Source organism: Peribacillus sp. CSMR9 (assembly GCF_033141925.1).
Classification (GTDB): domain Bacteria; phylum Bacillota; class Bacilli; order Bacillales; family DSM-1321; genus Peribacillus; species Peribacillus simplex_A.
Genome location: NZ_JAOPHO010000002.1, coordinates 137,875 through 158,408 on the forward strand (window position 1 = coordinate 137,875; position 20,534 = coordinate 158,408).

Here is a 20,534-nt window from a genome sequence, read left to right on the forward strand (position 1 = left end):
AATTTACACCATTTACTCGTGAGTTCACACGCTTTACTCGTGAATTTACACCATTTACTCGTGAGTTCACACGCTTTACTCGTGAGTTCACACGCTTTACTCGTGAGTTCATAAAAAGACAGCTTCCCAAGATTCAGGGAGCTGTCTTTTTGGTTTTATCCTCTAAGTTCTGCGCCAGCTTTTTCTTTAACGGCTTCAAGCACTTTTTCATGTGCTTTTGTAATATCTTCGTCCGTTAGCGTCCGTTCCGGGTCGAAGTATTTCAGTGAGTAGGCAATGGATTTCTTGCCTTCCTCCATTCTTTCACCTTCGTATAAGTCGAAGATGCTTACTTCTTTCAGCAGTTTGCCACCGGCTTCTTCAATAATATTCTGAATGTCCCCGGCTTTCGTAGCTTGATCCACAACGAGCGCGATATCGCGTGTAGTTGATGGATAGCGCGGAATGGTTTGGTATGCAATCGGCGCGACTTCGGCTTCGGCCAATGCTTTTAAGGAAAGTTCGAAAATGTATGTTTCTTTAATATCCAAGTCTTTTTGGACAGTTGGGTGCACTTGGCCGATAAAGCCAATCACATCACCATTCAACAGTACTTCTGCTGTCCGTCCTGGATGCATGTCGTTAATTTCCGCTTGGCGATAACTGATTTGATCAGCTAATCCCAGTGTATCGAATAATGCTTCGATCACGCCTTTGGCTACAAAGAAATCCACTGGTTTTTTTTCACCTTGCCATAGATGCGACTCCCATAGGCCAGTGATGGCTCCAGCAATATGTTCTTTTTCTTCAGGCAGTTCTTGTTCGTCCTGCTTAAAGAATACCGAACCGATTTCATACAGTGCCAGTGAATCAATTTGGCGGGCATTGTTATATTTCACGACTTCCAGCAATTGAGGTACGATGCTCAAACGCAATTGGCTTCGTTCTTCACTCATCGGCATTGCTAAACGAATGGATTCTCTTGCTTCCAATGCGAATTGGGACGCTTTTTCCTGGCTTGTAAGTGAATAGGTCACCGCTTGATAAAGGCCTGCGCCTTCAAGGGTACGACGTGCTTTCCGCCGTTTAATTTGATAGTCAGTCAATTGGCCTGGAGTAGCAGAACCGATCGGCAGCGTAGCTGGAATGTTATCATATCCGTATAAACGTGCAGCCTCTTCAACTAAATCAGCTTCAATCGTAATATCGCCACGGCGCGTAGGGACAGTGATTGTGAACGTTTCATTGTCAAGTTCCACGCCGAATTGCAGGCGTTTGAAGATCGACTCCACTTCAGTTACGCTCATGCTTGTTCCAAGAAGTGTGTTGATTTTTTCCAGTGTGATGCTAATGACCGCTGGTTCCATTGTCAATTCGTCAACTTCAGCCGTTCCTTGTAAGACTGTTCCGCCAGCATATTGTGCAATCAACTGTGCGGCACGTTCTCCAGCTTCACGAACACGGGCCGGATCGACGCCTTTTTCAAAACGGGCACTTGCTTCACTGCGCAAGCCGTGGTCTTTTGAAGCTTTACGAACTACTGTACCTGCAAAATATGCACTTTCAATAATGATGTTCGTTGTATCATTTTTCACTTCGGAATCCGCTCCGCCCATCACACCAGCAATCGCAACAGGCTCGCTGCCATTTGTGATCACTAAATGGTCAGGCGTCAAAGTCCGTTCCGCTTCATCCAAAGTTACGATTTTTTCAGCATCCTTCGCTCTGCGAATGACGATTTCCTTTGAACCAAAGCGGTCATAATCAAAGGCATGTAGCGGTTGACCATATTCAAGTAAAATGTAGTTCGTGATATCGACCACATTATTATGAGGTCGGATACCTGCAGACATTAACCGAGTCTGCATCCAAAGCGGTGAGGGTCCGACCTTAACATCTTTGATGATTTTAGCAATGTATATCGGGTTATCTTCTTTCGCTTCCACTTTGACACTGATATTATCAGATGCTTTTTCAGCTGCCTCTTCTTTCTCGACAACCGGCCATTTCACTTCCCGGCCTAAGATGGCACCCACTTCGTATGCAACACCAAGCATACTCAATGCGTCAGAACGATTTGGAGTCAGCCCAAGTTCCAGCACTTCATCACTTAAACCAAGTTCTTCCAATGCATCTTTCCCTACTTCCACATCATTAGGGAAGACGAAGATACCTGTTGCATAGTCCTTTGACACAAGCTTGGATTCGAAGCCCAATTCTTGAAGCGAGCAAATCATCCCGTGCGATTCTTCTCCGCGAAGTTTCGCTTTTTTGATTTTGAAATTACCTGGAAGGACTGCGCCAACGGTAGCGACTGCGACTTTTTGGCCTTTATCGACATTCGGTGCTCCACAGATGATCTGGACGGGATTTTCGGCACCGATATCAACTTGGCATTTATTCAATTTATCCGCATTTGGATGCTGTTCACGTTCAATGACATGCCCGATGACGACTCCTTTAAGCCCTTCACTCTTCTTTTCTACCCCTTCAACCTCAATGCCGCTTTTCGTGATTTTGTCAGCTAGTTCCGTCGCATTGATGCCTGAAAGGTCAACATAATCTTGTAACCATTTATATGACACAAACATGGTAGGTCCTCCTTTTTAAAATAAAAATTTATGCTTCGTGATGGTTGAATTGTTTTAAGAATCGGACATCATTCGTATAGAAGTGACGGATATCATCCACACCGTATTTCAACATGGCAATCCGTTCCACGCCAATTCCAAATGCGAATCCCGAGTATTTCTTGGAATCGAAGCCAGCCATTTCAAGGACGTTCGGATGAACGATCCCGCCGCCAAGCACTTCGATCCAGCCTGTTTGTTTACAAACGCTGCAGCCTTTACCACCACAGATTTTACAAGAAATATCCACTTCGACAGAAGGCTCCGTAAATGGGAAGAAACTTGGACGAAGTCGGATTTCACGGTCTTGCCCAAATACTTTTTTCGCAAATACATCAAGCGTCCCTTTCAGGTCGCTCATGCTGATGTTCTCATCGATGACCAAGCCCTCAATTTGCTGGAATTGATGGGAGTGTGTCGCATCATCGTTATCTCGGCGATATACTTTTCCTGGGCAGATGATTTTAACAGGACCTTGACCTTTATGTTTTTCCATCGTTCTAGCTTGAACAGGTGAAGTGTGCGTACGCATCAGGATTTCATCCGTGATATAGAATGAGTCCTGCATATCACGTGCAGGATGGCTTTTTGGCAAGTTAAGTGCCTCGAAGTTGTAGTAGTCGCTTTCAACTTCGGGACCTTCTGCAACGGTATAACCCATTCCGATGAATAAGTCTTCGATTTCTTCCACGACACGTGTTAATGGGTGAAGATTCCCCTTGTTAACCGGACGTCCTGGGAGTGTGACGTCAATCGTTTCAGTTGCCAGCTTTGCATTGATTGCCGCAGTTTCAAGTGCTTTTTGTTTCTCCTCGATCTTTGTTGCAATCGCTTCCCGAACATCATTGGCTAGTGCCCCAATCTTCGGACGTTCTTCGGCTGATAATTTACCCATGCCGCGCAATACCTCAGTGATTGGCCCTTTTTTCCCTAAATAAGCAACACGGACTTCATTCAGTTCTTTTAATTCGGAAGCGGCGGCAACTTTTTGCAACGCTTCTTCCTGCAGTTCTAGTAAACGTTCCTGCATCATGTCTTCCTCCTTTATTTTCCTGTTGTAAAAATGAACACAAAAAAAACCCAATCCCTAAAGGGACGAGGTCTATGTATCGCGGTACCACCCTTATTAGTGCACGAACAAATAAACTTCTGCACTCACTTCATTAAAAATAACGGCTCTTCACCGGAACATTTTTCGGACAATCTGTCTTCCCAATGCCAACTCGAAAGGTGAATTCCCTTAAGGTGCCATAAAAATGCTTTCAGTCAAGGCATTTTTTCCCTGGATATGGATAACTTAAGCTACTACTCTTTGTCATCGTTGTTTCAATATAAAATTCTGTTTTATTATATTATAATTCCACGGCCGTTTCAAATCGATTTTCGTAAATGGTACATTAAAATCCCGGCAGCGATCCCCACATTCAGTGATTCGCTTTTTCCGTAGATGGGGATATAAAGGTTTTTAGTCGTTTTCTTTAGTAATTCCTTAGACACTCCTTGACCTTCATTGCCGACCAGCAGGGCAAAACGAGAAGACTTTTCCACTTCTTCAAATGGGGATGCTCCTTCCAATGCCGTGCCATAAACAGGTGTGCCGATTTGCTTCAGCTCATCGATGATCTCTGAAAGGTTCCCTTTAATGACAGGCATATGGAATAGGCTCCCTTGCGTCGAACGGACCACTTTGGGATTATACAAGTCGGCACATCCTTCGCCAAGAATGACCGCATCGATTCCTGCCGCATCCGCTGTCCTGATCATCGTTCCAATATTCCCCGGATCTTGTACGGCATCGATCAACAATAGTTTATCCGGATTAATGGACGTCATGTTCGTTAATTTCTGTTCACAAACCGCTGCAATTCCCTGTGGGGCTTCGGTATCGCAAATCGCTTTCATAATATCACTTTTCACATAAATGACTTCTGTTCCTTCCAGCTTAAAATGGCCAGGCATTTCAGTTTCTTCATTTACGATCACTTCCAGGACGATTTCTTCTTTTAAGGCTTCTTCAACTAGGTGAAAACCCTCGACTAAATATTTGCCTGTTTTATCGCGTTCTTTTTTCGTCAATAGCTTTTTCCATTGCTTCACTTGCGGGTTTTTTATGGATTCAATATATTTCAAGGGTAAACGCTCCTTTAACTTCACACTGATTTTCCTATTATAACGCAATTCACATACATATTGCATGCCAGTTTGTGAAATGCTATTAATGTCAGTCATTATGTGTTAGAGGAGGAATAATTGTGAATTTAAACCTACGTAATGCGATCATCCAAAATGTATCTGGAAATTCGCAAGATCAGCTAGAAGACACGATTGTCGATGCCATACAGAATGGCGAGGAAAAAATGCTTCCTGGATTGGGAGTATTATTCGAGGTCATCTGGCAAAATTCATCTGAACAGGAAAAACAGGAAATGATCACTGCCCTTGAAGCAGGATTAAAAAAATAACAGCCTTCAAAGGCTGTTATTTTTTTGATTTCGCTTTGCCGGCTTTCAGTTCTTCGATGGAGACTTCCTCATCAAGCAGCAAGATGAACTTTTTTCCGCTCACTTCTTCAAGCATCGTTTTTGTCTCAGCAAAAGAGTAGCCGTATTTCGTGAAAAAGCTGCGTAAATCTCCAGATCCTTCATCTGTGAAGTAGTGGAAGATTCTCAAAAAAAAAGTGTCCTCCTTATCCTGATTGGCGATGATCAGTATATCCGTATGTTCATTTCCAAGCTGCACATCGTTTTTTATATCAGCTGCTACTGTCATTTGGTTGCCAGTCACGCCTTTAGCTTTTAAGTCCTGAATTGCAGCAAGTAGTTCCGGATTAGAGTCAAAAACACCATATACGTTTTTTTCCATGTTTCTCCCCCTCCTTGTTACTCTACTTAAAATAAAATTCCTATGTCATTATACCTTGCGGCTTTATCAATAAACAAGCAAATAGTCCATTGGGGATTCCTAACTAATAAACGAGGAAACCCCTTGCCTAAAGGGTTTTTTCGCAATCCTAAAAAATTACAGCCTTGTGAAGGCTGTAGACAATTTGAACGCTGCCTCCAGGCACTCGCTTTTCCCGCAGGAGTCTCACACACCCCTTCCAATCAACTTTGTTTTGAAATTTAGATAGAACCCCTTTTGTCTTCAAACTGAAATAACAGCCTTGCGCAGGCTGTTATTTCGGGTCTTACAGATTATCTGTGTTAATTCGATTTTTGATGTATTCATCCATCAAGCCTTTCCCCTGCTGCCCGGTCCGATCCAGTGCTCCTTGAGCATCCAAAGCTTTTTTAGCGTCTGCATTGGGGTCGCTTGCTAATTTCCCTAAATGATCCCCCGGCTTTTGCTCCTTATATTTTCCGATGGAGTTCCCACTGATTTCCCTTTCTTGGGCTTGCTTCATATCCAGCTCTTCCTTTTCAAAGATGTTAGCAGAATTTCCGTGGAGTTCCTCGTTTCTTCCTGGCTGTGCTTCTACTTCCCTTGTTTGATATGCATTCGCTGTTGTTTCAGGAAAAAGGTTCGGGTCCGGATTGTTCACCACCCCTGTTTTAAGCGGATTCACTTCAGATAATCCGTCCGTATCCTTCATGCCTTTGGAAGTTTCGCCATCTCGTTGTGATACGGTTTTCGATTCATCTAAAAGAATCAGGAATTTCCCGGCCTCCACTTCATTTATATAAGCGGTGGCTTCACTATCGGAAAGCCCTAAGTCACCTAATCGGTTCCTTATATCTTCTGAACCCTCGTTCAGGAAAAAGTGCTTCATCTTATCAATGAAGGAATCCTCATTAGAGTTCGTAACGACATCCACATCCGGACCCGGCTTTTCATTGAAAAAATCCAAATCTTCTTTCTTATCAGCCATTACAGTTATTTCACTTTCATGAACCCCTTTTTCCTGGAGGGATTGTATAGCCTGGATTACTTCTTTTTCCGTATTAAAAACACCATATAATGTTTTTTCCATGCATCTTCCTCCTCTGATCATTCCGATATTCCTTCTTATGTGTATTTATACCCTGATGGGCGTTATTTAAACAAAAAATGGCTCATTCAAAGGTTTGCCTCCCCTAAGTTCGAACCTTTAGCCAGGCTTTAAAATCAAAAAGAAACCTGCAGTTTAAAAACTGCAGGCCCTTTCCTTCACTCTTAGAAGCGGTCGATTTTTCGTTCAGTTGCCTTTTTTTCATTTACGATCGATTCATCTGTACTATCAAGCTGGATATCTTCCTTTTTAAGGGTATCCTGAACTTGTTCCGTTTCTTGTACAGCATGTTTCTTGATGACGATTTCATCTGTGACAACCGGTTTTTTCGAAACTTCCAATTTTTCTTCAACAACGGGGATACGTAATGTTTCCCCATCTCCAATGCTTCCAGTTTCCTGATTCGCTTCACGTCCTGAAACTGATCTATGCTCGACTGTCAATTCTTCGTGTTCAACAGGGACATTAATCGTTTTATGCTGTTCATTGACTTCTTTATTAATGACCACTTCGCCTGTCTGAACTCTTTCTTTATCAATGTTCAGCTGTTCTTCCCTGAGTCGAAGCGTCCTTTCATCTTCAGGCAATTCACGGCCTTGCCCGTTCACTCCATATACATCTTCTTTATTTAATGCATCGGCTTTTTCGGTACCGTTGTAAAGGGGGTTGGCAGAGTTTGTATCCAGCCTTGTACGGGCAGTGTCCGTTGTTCCAGTCGTGAATTTATCCCTTGCCGTTCCAAGGTGGCCTTCACTTTCATCGACAAGAACCAGGACTTTTCCGTTTTCTACATCAAAGACATGTTCAGCCGCTTCACTATTCGAAAGACCTGCGTTCGCCAATCTTGTTGAAAGGTCTGCCGTATCTTCCGGCATGAAGAAGCGTGCCACCTTGTCCATAAATGATTCGTCGTTAGGAACATTCGTCATTGTATGAACATCAGTTTCGCGTTGATGGTTCGTAAAATCCAATGTTTCTGCCTTGTCTGCGACGACCGTAATATCGTCACCTTCAAACCCCTTGGCCTTTAGTACATTGATTGCTTGGATCACTTCTGCATTTGATTCATATACTCCATATACTGTTTTATTCATTTAATATTCCTCCTTAGGTTTTGTTGACTGGTTTAGTGGATGCTATATATAAACTCTACCCGCCATATACCTAAGTAAACGAGAAATCAATATTTCATTTATGTTATATCATTTACATTTTGTTCTCAGCACAGAACATTTTTTCAAATGAAATCCAAGTTTTACAAGGGTTTCCCCATTTTTTAAAATGTAATGTTTAACCAAATTCTGCTATGTCACTATTTTCATGTACCACTTTGAAAGCTTTATAGATCAACTGCCTCCATAAGCAGGTCCACAATATGGACCGCTTTCGTACATGCCCCCAAATTTTCCCTCTCGATCCCCAATTGCATTTGTAACAGACAGCCAGGGTTTGCCGTGACAACAATATCGGCTTTTGTCGATTTAGCGTGCACCATTTTAGTGTCGAGAATATTCATGGACATCTCTGATTCAACAATATTATAAATTCCTGCCGAGCCGCAGCAGCGATCCGCATCCTTCATTTCCCTGAAATCGATTCCTTCTATCGATTGAAGGAGAATTCGCGGAGCCAAGGAGGTATTCATCACATTCCGTAAGTGACAGGAATCCTGAAAAGTTACTGATTGATCTGGCAGTTTCAGTCGAACTTTTTCCTGAAAACGCAAATCAACAAGGATCTCGCTGATATCTTTCAGCTTATTTTTAAATACGATTGCCCGGTCATGCCATTCGGGTTCATCTTGGAGCAAATGATCATAATCTATGAGAAAAGCTCCACAACCGCCGGCATTCGTAATAATATAATCCACTTCGTCCGTTTCAAAAGCTTCAATATTACGCTTGGCCAGTTGCTTTGCCCCTTCTTTTTCACCACTGTGCCCATGAAGCGCCCCGCAACAGGCCTGTGATTTCGGAATCACGATTTCACATCCAGCCAGCTGAAGAAGCTTTAGTGTGGCCTTGTTCGTTTCCAAAAACAGCGTATCCATCAAACAGCCGGAAAAGAAAGCCACCTTTTTGAGTGCAGTTCCGATTGCAGGCAGTTCGGTTGGCCTATTTTTCATTTCTGATTTTTTCGGGACTTTTGGCAGCACTTTTTCCATGGTTGCCAAATTATCCGGAAGCATGTTCAGGACTCCCGTTTTACGGGCCATGTATTGCAGGCCTGATTTCTGATAGAAGCCAAGCAAACTTGTCATGGTCTGCATTCGCTCCTGATGCGGGAATAGTCCACTAAAAACGGCCTTGCGGATCGTTTTTACAGGGAGACTGTGTTTTTTATTCTGATGGATGATATCCCTTGCTTCTTCAAGAAGATGTCCATATTTCACACCAGATGGACAGACAGGCTCACAAGCCCTGCAGCCGAGGCAAAGACTCAAAGAACGCTCTACATCCTCATCTGGCCCAATCACACCATCCGCCACCGCTTTCATAATTGCAATCCTGCCCCTTGGTGAATGGGATTCCTTCAACCCCGATTCAATGTATGTCGGACAATGGGGTAAGCAAAAGCCGCAGCGCATGCAATTCAACAATTCATCTTCATCCATTTTTTCCGCGAATTGAATGGCAATGGTCTCCCTTTCCTGAGCCGTCGTCATGAAGATACCACCACCCTTTTCCTGCTTTCCTTGGCAAATACTTTACCGGGATTCATGATGTTATTGGGATCGAAAGCTTGTTTAATCGCTCTCATGGCGGCAATCCCTTCTTTCTTCAGCTTCCACTCAAGATAAGGTGCCTTCATCGCTCCCACACCATGTTCACCGGTGATCGTCCCGCCAAGGTCGATAGCCACGGCAAAAATGTCGGCAAAAGCTTGCTCCACTCTCTCCATTTCATCATGATCACGAGCGTCGGTAATGCACGTTGGATGCAGGTTCCCATCCCCAGCATGACCGAAAGTGCAAATGTTCACGTTATGCTTGCTGGCAATTTCATTAATCGCTCTAACCATTTTGGCAATTTCCGACCGGGGAACGGTAGCATCTTCCAAAATGGTCGTCGGCTTGAGGCGTGCCAGTGCGGAAAGGGCTGTCCGTCTTGCGGTCTTCAAGGCAACAGCGTCAGATTCCGTTTCGGCAATTTCCACGGAAACCGCCTTTTCCTCTAGACAAATATCGGCCATCCTTTTCATATCACGTTCCACCACTTCAGGCGGACCATCCTGTTCAATCAGCAGGACGGCTTCCACATTGGTGGGCAAACCGATTTTCGCGAAGTCTTCAACCACGATCAAAGTCGGCCGATCAAGAAATTCCAATGTAACAGGAATGATTTTATTGGAAATGATCTTGGCCACTGACTGAGCTGCAGCATCCAGATCTTGATATAAGGCAAGCATGGTCTTTGTCATTTCCGGGATTGGGATCAGCTTTAAGATCGCTTCCGTAACGATGCCCAAGGTCCCCTCTGAGCCGACAAAAAGCTTCGTTAAATCATATCCAGCTACATCTTTGGCAAGCTTGCCCCCTGTTCGAATGATGTCCCCATTCGGAAGGACCACTTCAAGCCCGATGACATAATCACGGGTGACTCCATACTTTAACCCTCGCAGTCCACCAGAGTTCTCATTAATGTTGCCGCCAATCGTGGAGATTTTCATCGAGCTTGGATCGGGCGGATAAAACAAGCCCCTCTCTTCAACTGCAGAAATCAAGTCCAATGTGATGAGCCCAGGTTGTACGGTTGCCGTTAGGTTTTCTCCATCTATTTCAAGTAATGAATTCATCCGATTGAACAATAGGACAAGCCCCCCCTCTGTCGGGCAGGTGCCTCCGCTCAAATTCGTCCCAGATCCGCGTGGGATGATTGGAACACTGTATTCGTTGCAAACTTTGACGATGGCTGCGACTTCGGCTGTGCAGCCCGGTTTAATGACAGCATCCGGCATCGCTTGAAACCCTGGCGTTGCATCATATGAATAGACAAGGCATTCCACTTTCGAGTCATCGTAATTTTCCTGGCCAACGATGGCAAGAAGTAGATGCTTAACCTGCTTTGTTAACATGTATATCCCCCTCATAAATAAAATGGAATTCAATATTTTTATATGATTTAAGTATAAGAAAAAAAACATTCAACCTTCTATGTATGAACATATAGAATTTACAGATTTACATAGAATTAATTTGGATGTTTATCCAATACTCTTAAGGATAGATACATAATGACTAAATCGGCTAGCTTCCTAGGATTGAGTTGGGTCAAAGCCTCTATGCGTTTGAGCCTGTAATGGAGGGTATTGATATGGATATGTAGGGCTGCAGCGGTTTCTTTCAAAGATAGATCACATGCAAAATACATGGAAAGGGTTTTAAGCAGCTCCTCATTAGGAAGCAAATCCTGTATCGTCCGGGATAAATATTCCTGTCTTGTTTCAGTCGTAACTTCATCAAGCAGGACCTCAAGCTTCAAGTCCTCGTCAAATATAATTCCCGATGAAGGAAACGCAATTTTCAAGGAACGTTCCGCTTTAAAAAATGCTTGCCTGAATGCGGATCCCGGTGTACGCGAACTAACCCCTGCACACACTTTATAACCCGAACTCTCTTCCAGTTTTCTTTGCAGTTTACTTAATTTCTTTAATTGTTGGATTTTTGAACCGATAAAATCGGCTATTGAAAGAATGACGAATTGATTCCTCCCCCAACGGACAACGATGTCCTTGCGATGCTGCTGACCTATGTATATCTGAAGCGTTTTCCACACATGGGGTTCGATGATTTTTTCAGTCTTAAATTCACCTAGGGTGATGATTCGGTCTGCATGAACATCGACCCCAAGCAACTTAGCCTTCTGAAGGAATGGCTCATTGAACAGCTGCAGCTGATGCCATTCAAATACAAAGAATTCCATCAGCCGTGATTGGGATTCTACTTGTTCGATGTGATAGCTTTCCTGAATGAACATCTCCGTCATCTTTTTTAAAAGTTCTGCATAGGGGGAAACATGTTTGGGGTCTCCCGTAATTCCAATTACACAAACGGCTTCCTTGTTGAAGAAAATGGGTAGATTTATTCCTGCTTTCACCCCTTTCCAACTTCGTTCATCCTGTTTATTGATGATCAATTTTTCACGATTGTTGAAAGCGTGGATGGCTCCTTCATGGTAAGATCCAATACGGCTGCTATCGGTGCTTGCGATAATCGTGCCAGCATGATCAATAATGATGATTTCCTCATCAATCAGCTTCCGAACCTCATGAACCAATTTTTCTGCCACTGCTGCCAATTGCATTAGATTTCCTCCTTTTTTTGAATGAGCTTGGAAAATATTTCGAGGCTCCCAAAAGGGAGCCTCATACTTATGGAATCATCCAGGAAAGGACGCCATTTTGCAAGAAGGTGATCACACAAATAAGCAGTAATAAGAATAAACTATGCTTTAGCGTGAATCTCAATAATTCAGATTCCCTGCCCGCCAATCCAACGGCAGCACAAGCAATCGCTATCGATTGGGGTGAAATCATCTTTCCGGTGACCCCTCCGGATGAGTTTGCCGCAAGCGCCAGGACCGGTTCCATCCCCACTTTAAGAGCGGTGACTTTCTGAAGACTGCCAAATAAGAGATTGGCTGATGTATCCGACCCGGTAATGAACACACCCAGCCAGCCTAGAACAGGGGCAAAGAACGGAAACAAATCCCCCGATTTTGCCAGGGTCATCCCGAGTGTAGTCGACATGCCTGAAGCATTCGTTACGTAGGCAAAAGCCACAACGGAAGAAATCATCAAAATCGGTTTCGCCAACTCATTCATCGCTTCGGCAAAGGTGCTCGAAAAATCTTTTGCTGACATTTGTGCTATGAACTTCGTAACGATGGCAGCCAGCAAAATGGCGGTCCCGGCTGCTCCAAGCAGTTCTATTTTATAAAAAGCGGCGATTGGCAGTCCATTGTTTCCTATTATTTCATTATGCAGACCTGGCACTTCGATTTGGAAGGTTAATAGTTTCCCGATTTCATTGATTCCGCCAAGCAACACATTGGTGCCTTCATAATGCCCTGAGAGCGCCGGCTTAATTGGGTTCATCCCCCAAATCGTGATGAAAGCCGTTAACAGAAGGAACGGTGACCAAGCATGGAATATCTGCCATTTCGTGTACTTTGTTTCCGCTTCGGCTGTGTCGTCCAATTGCTCGACAGCTGCTGCCGTTTCCTCGGATGCAAAGCGAAAGATCGTTTTAGGTTTCCAGAATTTAAGGAAGATCGCTAATGCAAATAGTGACACTAACGCAGAAAGGATGTCCGGTAATTCAGGCCCAAGGAAATTTGAACTTAAGTATTGGGTGATGGCAAAGGAAAATCCGGAAACCAAAATGGCTGGCAAGACTTCGAGCGACCTTTTCCACCCTGTCATTATCAAAATGAGATAAAGCGGGATGAAAGCCGAAAGGAATGGCAATTGACGGCCGACCATTTTTGAAATTTCCATGGCAGCTATGCCAGTTGGGCCTTCCATGGCGATGATCGGTATGCCAACCGCCCCGAATGCTACCGGAGCGGTGTTCGCAATTAAACAAAGCCCGGCTGCATATAGCGGGTTAAAACCGAGACCAACCAAAAGCGCGGCTGAAATGGCGACAGGTGCTCCAAATCCTGCGGCACCTTCCAAAAAGGCCCCGAAAGAAAATGCCACCAATAAAGCCTGAAGGCGGCGGTCTTCGGTAAGCGAAAGCACCGAAGAGCGAATAATATTGAATTGTCCGCTTCTAACAGTCATTTTGTACAAAAATACTGAAGTGATGATTATCCATCCGATTGGGAGCAGCCCATATACCGCTCCTTGTGAAGCAGACATCACTGCTTTTCCTGCAGGCATTCCATATATCAATACTGCCACTGCAAGAGCTACAAGCAACGTCGTTATACCAGCAAAGTAGCCTTTCATCCGTTTGATGGTAAGTGCCCAGAAAAAGTAAAGAATTGGGATGAGTGCGGCAATAGATGATAAAACTAAATTATCGGTGATCGGCGTAAAGTTTTGTGTCCATGTCATTCATTTCGACTCCATTCTCTATAGATTTTTTAAAATTTTCAGAAATCAATCACGAGTTGAAACCCCTTACATATGCGAATATTCATAGTCATCTGATGACTTGATGAGTATTCATTAAAATTAAATGATTAAAAATATAAAATCAAGATTTTTTTTATTTTTTGCTAATTTTTAACCTTCTGGAAGTGTGCAAGATCATTTGTGTTATATAATATTAACCAGAGAAACTCATAGAAAATAGAGGTGCTACTACTTGGTGTATAAAAAAATAAAGCCGAAAAAAATTTATGAAGAAGTCAGCGATGAACTTTATGAAATGATTCGGTCTGGTAATCTGAAACCAGGTGAACAATTGGATTCCATTCAGCAGCTTGCGGAAAATTTCCAAGTCGGGCGTCCGGCCATCCGTGAAGCATTAAGTGCATTAAATTCAATGGGTCTCATTGAAATAAAACAAGGGGAAGGGACATTCGTTAAAACCTTCGACCCTACCATCATGAACCATCCCTTGTCTGCTGCCCTTTTGATGGATCAAGATAATATCAAGCATTTGCTGGAAGTTAGAAAAATCCTTGAGTCTGGGACGGCAGAAGTGGCAGCGAAGAAAAGATCGGAAGAAGACCTTATCGAACTCAAGGAAAGGCTTTTTGATATGGAACAGGTATCCGACGATGAAGAACTTAGTGATAAAGCGGATATTGCCTTCCATGTTGCAGTGGCAAACGCTTCACAAAATGAGCTGCTGATTACATTGATGAACCACGTTTCAGAATTAATGACGGAAAAGATGCGTGATATCCGTCGGGTTGCGCTTTATTCCGAAGAGATGACACTTAAGCAGCTTTATCAGCAGCATGCGCGGATCTATGATGCAATCGTGGCTCAAGATGAAGCTGGAGCCCGCAATGCCATGCTGTTTCACCTTCAAAGCGTCGAGGAATCACTGAACCGGGTCATCCAAAAAAAACAGCAAAAGAATAGTTGATCTTCTTAAAAATTTCAAAAATACTCTATACAAACAAAGATAAAATTGATATATTACTTTGAAAATGATTACTACATTTAAATATTGGAAATTGGTTTATTCTCTTAACCATTTCCTTTTTCTATTTTTCAGTCATCAGATGACCTGTTAACCTATTCGAAAAAGGAGGAGTTCAGATTGAAAGTTACTCTCTTTGCAACATGTTTAGTTGATTTGTTTCAATCCAATGTCGGTAAGGCAACAGTGGAGCTACTCGAGAGATTAGGCTGTGAGATCGATTTCCCGGAATCCCAGATATGCTGTGGACAGCCGGCATATAATAGCGGGTATACGAAGGATTCGAAGGAAGCTATGAAGAAGATGATTAAAACGTTTGCCGCTGCTGAATATATCGTAACCCCTTCCGGTTCCTGTGCAGCGATGTTCAAAGAGTATCCGGTCCTTTTCAAAGGCGATGCCGAATGGGAAAAGAGGGCAGCCTCATTAGCGGATAAAACGTATGAATTGACCCAATTCATCGTGGATGTCTTAAAAGTGACCGATGTCGGGGCGACCCTTAAGGGAAAGGCCACTTATCATACTTCATGCCATATGACACGGCTGCTTAAGGTGAAGGAGGCACCTTTCATTTTGTTAAGCCATGTTAAGGGACTGGAAATGACACCTCTGCCAGATGCTCAAAATTGCTGCGGATTCGGGGGAACCTTTTCAGTTAAGATGGGTGACATTTCCGGGCAAATGGTGGAGGAAAAAGTCTGCAATATTGAAGATACCGGGGCAGATATTTTAATAGGTGGGGATGCAGGATGTTTGATGAATATCGGTGGACGGATCCAAAGGAAGGGGCAACCGGTGAAAGTGCTCCATATTGCGGAAGTCCTGAATAGTATTTAAAGAAAGCGAGGAGGGAAAGACGATGGCTATGAAAACCAGCTCTGCCAAGTTTAAAGACCGGGTGGATGAAGGAATACATAATGATTTTATGCGTTTGGCCGTTTCGAGTGCCCAAGAACGATTACACGGACGGCGGCTGACGGCCGTTGATGAATTGGGAAGCTGGGAGGATTGGCGTTCCCTTGGGGAAGAAATCCGGCAGCATGTGCTCAGCAACCTTGATTTCTATTTGCACCAGCTTGCAGAAAACGTTTCGAAAAGGGGCGGTCATGTCTTCTTCGCTGAAACGGCTGAGGAAGCAAGCGGCTACATCAAAGATGTCATTGTAAAGAAGAATGCAAAAAAAGTCGTGAAATCCAAATCGATGGTCACGGAAGAGATCAATTTGAATGCAACTTTGGAAGCAGTTGGCCTCGATGTCGTTGAAACGGACCTTGGTGAATACATTTTACAAGTGGATGATCATGATCCCCCTTCCCATATCGTGGCACCTGCTCTCCATAAAAATAAAGAACAGATAAGAGATGTTTTTAAAGAGAAGCTTGCGTATACGCAAACTGAAAAACCGGAAGAGCTAACCGCCCATGTCCGGGGCATTCTCCGGAAAGATTTCTTAAACGCCGATGTGGGAATTACCGGCTGCAACTTTGCGATTGCGGAAACGGGCTCGATCGGTTTGGTGACGAATGAAGGAAACGCCGATTTGGTCACTGCCCTTCCAAAAACGCAAATCACCGTGATGGGAATGGAACGGCTTGTGCCTACATTCGATGAATTCGAAGTCCTTGTCAGTTTATTGACAAGAAGCGCTGTCGGTCAAAGATTGACCAGTTACATCACCGCACTTACCGGTCCGCGTGATGAAGGCGATGTAGACGGACCTGAGGAATTCCACCTTGTGATCGTAGATAATGGACGTTCCTCCATTTTAGGAACTGAATTTCAATCCGTTCTTCAATGCATTCGCTGTGCTGCCTGTATAAATGTATGCCCGGTCTATCGCCAGGTTGGCGGCCATTCATATGGTTCAATATATCCTGGACCAATCGGTGCTGTGCTTTCACCCTTGCTCGGAGGGTATGATGATTTCAAGGAGCTGCCGTATGCCTCAACTCTTTGTGCTGCCTGTACTGATGCCTGCCCGGTAAAGATCCCTCTTCACGATTTACTGAGGAAGCATCGTGAAGTCATCGTTGAAAAGGAAAAAATGGCGCCATTTACAGAAAAGATGGCCATGAAGGCTTTCGGAATCGGTGCGGCCTCGCCTATGCTTTATAAGTTCGGTTCCAAAATGGCCCCATCAGCGATGTCTCCTTTTAAAACTGGGGATATCATCTCAAAAGGACCGGGACCACTCAAAACTTGGACAGAAAGCCGCGAGTTCCCTGCTCCAGGGAAAGAGAGCTTTCGGGACTGGTTCAAAAATCGGGAAACAGGAGGGAAACCATCATGAATGGAACCATCCACAATGAAGGGACATTTTTAAACAATATAGCCAAAAACCTGGGAAGGGCTCCTATTACGGAAGGCATTTCCGTTCCCGTATGGAAGCATGCCCCCCAAAAAGAAGTTTTGAAACATGCGACACCAAATGATCTTGTCGCGGAATTGGAGGAGCAATGTAAACGGGTACATACTCAGTTTCACCTTACCGACTCCAAGCAAGTGATGCAGTGTTTAAAACAGGTGATCGAGGAACTTGGAAATGGCCCCTTGATCATCCCTAAGGACGATCGATTTTCTGCCTATAAGTTAGAGGATATCTTAAAGGAAAAAGATGTCCATGTATGGGATCACCAAGCAGGGAAAGAAAATATCGAGAAAGCCGAGAGTGCTAACATTGGAATCACATTCAGTGAGATGACACTAGCTGAATCAGCGACCGTCGTCTTGTTCAGCGACAAGGACCACGGCCGTTCCATCAGCTTCCTTCCTTCCTGCCATGTTTCCATCATTCCAAAAAGCACTATCGTTCCGCGAATGACCCAGGCTGCGGCGGCCATTCGTTCGAAAGTAACCCGGGGCGAAATCGTTCCTTCCTGCATTAATTTCATAACAGGACCGAGCAATTCCGCCGATATCGAAATGGATCTTGTCGTCGGTGTCCATGGGCCCATCAAAGCGGTCTATATAATCGTCGAAGATAAATAGAAATGAGGAAAAAATGGAGAGGACCTAATTAGGCCCTCTCCATTTTCATATTTCACTATCTTACTCGTAAATGATCCGATCTACCGCTTCACGGTCCAGGCGTTTGATCACTTCGACAATGAGCTTAACGGCATTCTCATAATCATCCCTGTGAAGCATTGCTGCGTGTGAATGAATGTAGCGTGTGGCAATCGTGATCGCCAGAGCAGGTACTCCATTTGCCGTCAAATGGATGGAGCCGGCATCCGTCCCACCACCCGGAATCGATTCATATTGATAAGGAATATTCATTTCATCAGCCGTGTCGGTGACGAAATCGCGTAATCCCTTATGTGCCACCATCGACGAATCATAGATGACGATTTGCGGACCTTCCCCCATCTTACTCATCGCTTCTTTATCGGATACCCCCGGTGTATCACCAGCTATGCCGACATCGACGGCAAAACCGATATCCGGCTGAATTTTGAATGTGGATGTTTTAGAACCACGCAGGCCGACCTCTTCTTGCACCGCGCCAATTCCATAAACTACATTAGGATGGTCGCTATCTTTCAGCTGTTTAAGCACATCAATGGCAATTGCACAGCCAATTCGATTGTCCCAGGCTTTGGCAAGCAGCATCTTTTCATTATTCATGACCGTGAATTCAAAATATGGCACAACCATATCCCCTGGCTTCACACCCCATTCGCTAACTTCTTCTTTGCTTGCTGCACCAATATCAATAAACATATCCTTAATATCAATCGGCTTTTTCCTCGCCTCCGCTGACAGGATATGTGGCGGCTTGGAACCGATAATGCCAGTTACATCACCTTTACTTGTAACGATCGTCACGCGTTGGGCCAGCATGACCTGTGACCACCAGCCTCCTACCGGCTGAAAACGCAAAAATCCTTTATCATCAATTTGGGTAATCATGAAACCGACTTCGTCCATATGCCCCGTAACGACGATTTTCGGACCGTTTGCATCTCCCGTTTTCTTCGCAATCAAACTTCCCAGGCCATCTGTCGATATTTCATCAGCAAATGGTGTTATGTATTCGGTCATCACTTTTCTTACTTCACTTTCATTTCCTGCAATGCCCTTAGCATCCGTTAAATCCCGCAGCATTCTTAACGTTTCATCTAATTGAACCATGCTTTTACCTCCCTATTAATTACATTATAAGAATAATTATACAGAATATCGATTGCATTAACAATCAGTAGCCTTGCTTTTGCCGTTCATAGTTCACTTCATTTTTACTTACATATGCTTTTTCCACATCCACTGCCGAAAATCCAAGCAACTCCCCTAAATGCAAATACTCAGCAAAAACCTTTTGGAAAGATGACTCTGTCAATTGCGTGCGAAATTCACTGATGTAGCCGTAAATGGCAGTAAATTGAGCTGTCAAATCCCTATGCTGCACCTTGAGGGAAGATGGGACTTCCGGCACGAATCCCCGTTCGATCCCGAGTGACAAAATGAAATGAATGCCATCCACATATTCAGCTAAAATCGTTTCTTTATCAGATGGGCCTTTTAGACTCCAGAATTTAAAACATCTCGTTTCATTAGCCAGCTCGCCAAGCTCCACTAAAAGGGCAAGTATCTTACGTTCGACCAAGTCTTCAGCACCCAAATCATGCTTGGATTGTATATGCTCATCTAAAGCCGCCTGCATGTCCAATAATTTACCTATGTTCATTATCATCACTACTTTCTATCGTCTTCCTTTAAATTATATCAAATAAATGAAACTTATTAAAAACCCATACGTAAATGAAGGGAATCACTCTGTTTAGGGAGGTAGCTCCATGGTATTGATCATGCGGTTCATTATTTTGGCTCTCATCATCTTCTTAATATATACAGTCATCAAATACCTATTTAATCCGAAAAGAAAATTAGAGCTGGCACATGAACAGAAAAAATTCTTTTTGCTCGATGATACAGCCAATATACGAAAGAATTTTTTACTGACATACAACGGGGTGATGTTTGAAGGGGAAAAGTATTTAGGTACGACGGAACGCTCCTTTGAAGTCATCTCCATCTTCATATGGCCGAAAAAAGTGGCAGGCCTGAAAGGCTTGAAGCGAAATGACTTTTTAAAAATCGAAGCAGCCATAAAAAAACAATATCCGGATGCCGTCATTGATTGGAAAAGCCCAGTTAAGGAATTTTTGGAATAGTGAAAAATACCGCGCGTTATGAAGAGCCTTGAGAAACGAACTCAAGGCTCCATATTAATCATGTGAACGGAAAAATTCCTTCCATGGTACGACCGTCTGCTTCTCCCTCAATAAATATATCAATAAGGTCAATGATAATAAAATAATGACGATCAGAGTCGGACTGAAATCTGCAATATAGTGGCCAAAAACCGTGTATACGAAGGCTACGGGGATATTAGTCATGAAGGATAGATAAAAATAGTTTTTCAATCCTTTATTGGATTCCAATAAGCAAAGCGACAAAAGATAAAAATGTATGAATGGTATTAGTCTCAGTACTGCAATTTGCCGGCTGTTTAGCTTTCGGTTTCCAAACAGCTTATTCTTAAGGCGCAGCAGCTTATCCTTTGTTTTCGGAAATTTGCCGATCACGAAATAAAAGGCCATACTGGACAACGTCAAACCGATTACGGAATATATGGTTCCTAAAGCTGCCCCGAATAAAACTCCGCCGGACATGCAAACCACAATGACGGGAATGAATAAAAATTGCCTTAATAGATGAAAAGTGATAAAGATCAACGGTGCAAACACGCTGCCAGATTGAACGTAGCTCATCACAAGTGTCAGTTTATCATTCATGCTCTCCCTCCAGCTACTCTTTGCTGCTTCTACAA

19 protein-coding genes and 1 other annotated feature are annotated in these 20,534 nt (G+C 43.6%); of the genes, 6 read left to right on the forward strand and 13 right to left on the reverse strand.

All coding sequences use genetic code 11. The annotated features are described in order from the left end of the window. Positions 1-155: 155 nt before the first annotated feature. From pheT to N9I19_RS02515, 3 genes are all read right to left on the reverse strand, one after another. On the reverse strand, positions 156-2,570 hold the full coding sequence (gene pheT, locus N9I19_RS02505) for a phenylalanine--tRNA ligase subunit beta (RefSeq protein ID WP_061464322.1): 2,415 nt from the start codon (positions 2,568-2,570) through the stop codon (positions 156-158). A gap of 28 nt (positions 2,571-2,598) precedes the next feature. Next, entirely contained in the window at positions 2,599-3,639 is a 1,041-nt protein-coding gene (pheS, locus tag N9I19_RS02510) for a phenylalanine--tRNA ligase subunit alpha (protein ID WP_061464323.1), read from the reverse strand. A gap of 58 nt (positions 3,640-3,697) precedes the next feature. Further along, positions 3,698-3,937 (reverse strand) — a binding site (T-box leader). A gap of 43 nt (positions 3,938-3,980) precedes the next feature. Continuing rightward, on the reverse strand, positions 3,981-4,739 hold the full coding sequence (locus tag N9I19_RS02515; protein WP_089361710.1) for a TrmH family RNA methyltransferase: 759 nt from the start codon (positions 4,737-4,739) through the stop codon (positions 3,981-3,983). Positions 4,740-4,861: 122 nt separating this feature from the next. Here N9I19_RS02515 and sspI point away from each other — a divergent pair, with 122 nt between their 5' ends. Continuing rightward, on the forward strand, positions 4,862-5,071 hold the full coding sequence (gene sspI / locus N9I19_RS02520) for a small acid-soluble spore protein SspI (protein ID WP_061464325.1): 210 nt from the start codon (positions 4,862-4,864) through the stop codon (positions 5,069-5,071). Between the two features lie 16 nt (positions 5,072-5,087). Here sspI and N9I19_RS02525 read toward each other — a convergent pair whose 3' ends face one another. The 7 genes from N9I19_RS02525 to N9I19_RS02555 all read right to left on the reverse strand — a co-directional run bounded on the left by N9I19_RS02525 (position 5,088) and on the right by N9I19_RS02555 (position 13,659). Further along, positions 5,088-5,471, reverse strand: a complete 384-nt coding sequence (locus N9I19_RS02525; protein ID WP_089361711.1) for a general stress protein — start codon at positions 5,469-5,471, stop codon at positions 5,088-5,090. A 325-nt stretch (positions 5,472-5,796) separates the two neighbouring features. Beyond that, positions 5,797-6,579: a general stress protein gene (locus tag N9I19_RS02530; RefSeq protein WP_317776899.1), complete on the reverse strand. Its 783-nt coding sequence runs from the start codon at positions 6,577-6,579 to the stop codon at positions 5,797-5,799. A gap of 182 nt (positions 6,580-6,761) precedes the next feature. Next, on the reverse strand, positions 6,762-7,691 hold the full coding sequence (locus N9I19_RS02535) for a YsnF/AvaK domain-containing protein (protein WP_317776900.1): 930 nt from the start codon (positions 7,689-7,691) through the stop codon (positions 6,762-6,764). Positions 7,692-7,936: 245 nt separating this feature from the next. Then, on the reverse strand, positions 7,937-9,262 hold the full coding sequence (locus N9I19_RS02540; protein WP_317776901.1) for a (Fe-S)-binding protein: 1,326 nt from the start codon (positions 9,260-9,262) through the stop codon (positions 7,937-7,939). Beyond that, the gene (gene glcD / locus N9I19_RS02545) at positions 9,259-10,671 is read right to left on the reverse strand and encodes a glycolate oxidase subunit GlcD (RefSeq protein WP_061464330.1); all 1,413 of its coding nucleotides are present in this window, start codon (positions 10,669-10,671) and stop codon (positions 9,259-9,261) included. Before glcD ends, N9I19_RS02540 begins: the two co-directional genes overlap by 4 nt. A gap of 116 nt (positions 10,672-10,787) precedes the next feature. Further along, entirely contained in the window at positions 10,788-11,900 is a 1,113-nt protein-coding gene (locus N9I19_RS02550) for a PucR family transcriptional regulator (RefSeq protein ID WP_317776902.1), read from the reverse strand. Positions 11,901-11,967: 67 nt separating this feature from the next. Beyond that, entirely contained in the window at positions 11,968-13,659 is a 1,692-nt protein-coding gene (locus N9I19_RS02555; RefSeq protein ID WP_089361716.1) for an L-lactate permease, read from the reverse strand. A 253-nt stretch (positions 13,660-13,912) separates the two neighbouring features. Here N9I19_RS02555 and N9I19_RS02560 point away from each other — a divergent pair, with 253 nt between their 5' ends. From N9I19_RS02560 to N9I19_RS02575, 4 genes are all read left to right on the forward strand, one after another. Then, a complete protein-coding gene (locus N9I19_RS02560; RefSeq protein WP_089361717.1) occupies positions 13,913-14,644 on the forward strand; it encodes a FadR/GntR family transcriptional regulator in 732 nt (243 codons plus the stop codon). A gap of 177 nt (positions 14,645-14,821) precedes the next feature. Then, positions 14,822-15,538, forward strand: coding sequence for a (Fe-S)-binding protein (locus tag N9I19_RS02565; RefSeq protein WP_317776903.1), 717 nt, complete (start codon positions 14,822-14,824; stop codon positions 15,536-15,538). A 22-nt stretch (positions 15,539-15,560) separates the two neighbouring features. Beyond that, complete coding sequence (locus N9I19_RS02570; protein WP_089361718.1) at positions 15,561-16,991, forward strand: LutB/LldF family L-lactate oxidation iron-sulfur protein; 1,431 nt, start codon at positions 15,561-15,563, stop codon at positions 16,989-16,991. Then, entirely contained in the window at positions 16,985-17,689 is a 705-nt protein-coding gene (locus N9I19_RS02575; protein ID WP_317776950.1) for a LutC/YkgG family protein, read from the forward strand. The genes N9I19_RS02570 and N9I19_RS02575 overlap by 7 nt, the downstream gene beginning before the upstream one ends. Before the next feature lie 60 nt (positions 17,690-17,749). On the opposite strand, the gene N9I19_RS02580 is transcribed toward N9I19_RS02575, so the two are convergent. Together N9I19_RS02580 and N9I19_RS02585 are read right to left on the reverse strand one after the other, a co-directional pair. Further along, on the reverse strand, positions 17,750-18,835 hold the full coding sequence (locus N9I19_RS02580) for a M42 family metallopeptidase (protein ID WP_125160122.1): 1,086 nt from the start codon (positions 18,833-18,835) through the stop codon (positions 17,750-17,752). 64 nt (positions 18,836-18,899) lie between these two features. Then, positions 18,900-19,388, reverse strand: a complete 489-nt coding sequence (locus N9I19_RS02585) for a dUTP diphosphatase (protein WP_061466158.1) — start codon at positions 19,386-19,388, stop codon at positions 18,900-18,902. 109 nt (positions 19,389-19,497) lie between these two features. Between N9I19_RS02585 and N9I19_RS02590 the strand changes: the two genes are divergently transcribed. After that, positions 19,498-19,875 carry a hypothetical protein gene (locus tag N9I19_RS02590; protein WP_061464338.1) on the forward strand — a complete coding sequence of 126 codons (378 nt, stop codon included), beginning with the start codon at positions 19,498-19,500 and terminating at the stop codon, positions 19,873-19,875. A 54-nt stretch (positions 19,876-19,929) separates the two neighbouring features. Here the strand turns inward: N9I19_RS02590 and N9I19_RS02595 are convergent, their stop codons facing one another. Then, positions 19,930-20,499: a TVP38/TMEM64 family protein gene (locus N9I19_RS02595; protein WP_317776904.1), complete on the reverse strand. Its 570-nt coding sequence runs from the start codon at positions 20,497-20,499 to the stop codon at positions 19,930-19,932. Positions 20,500-20,534 lie beyond the last annotated feature (35 nt).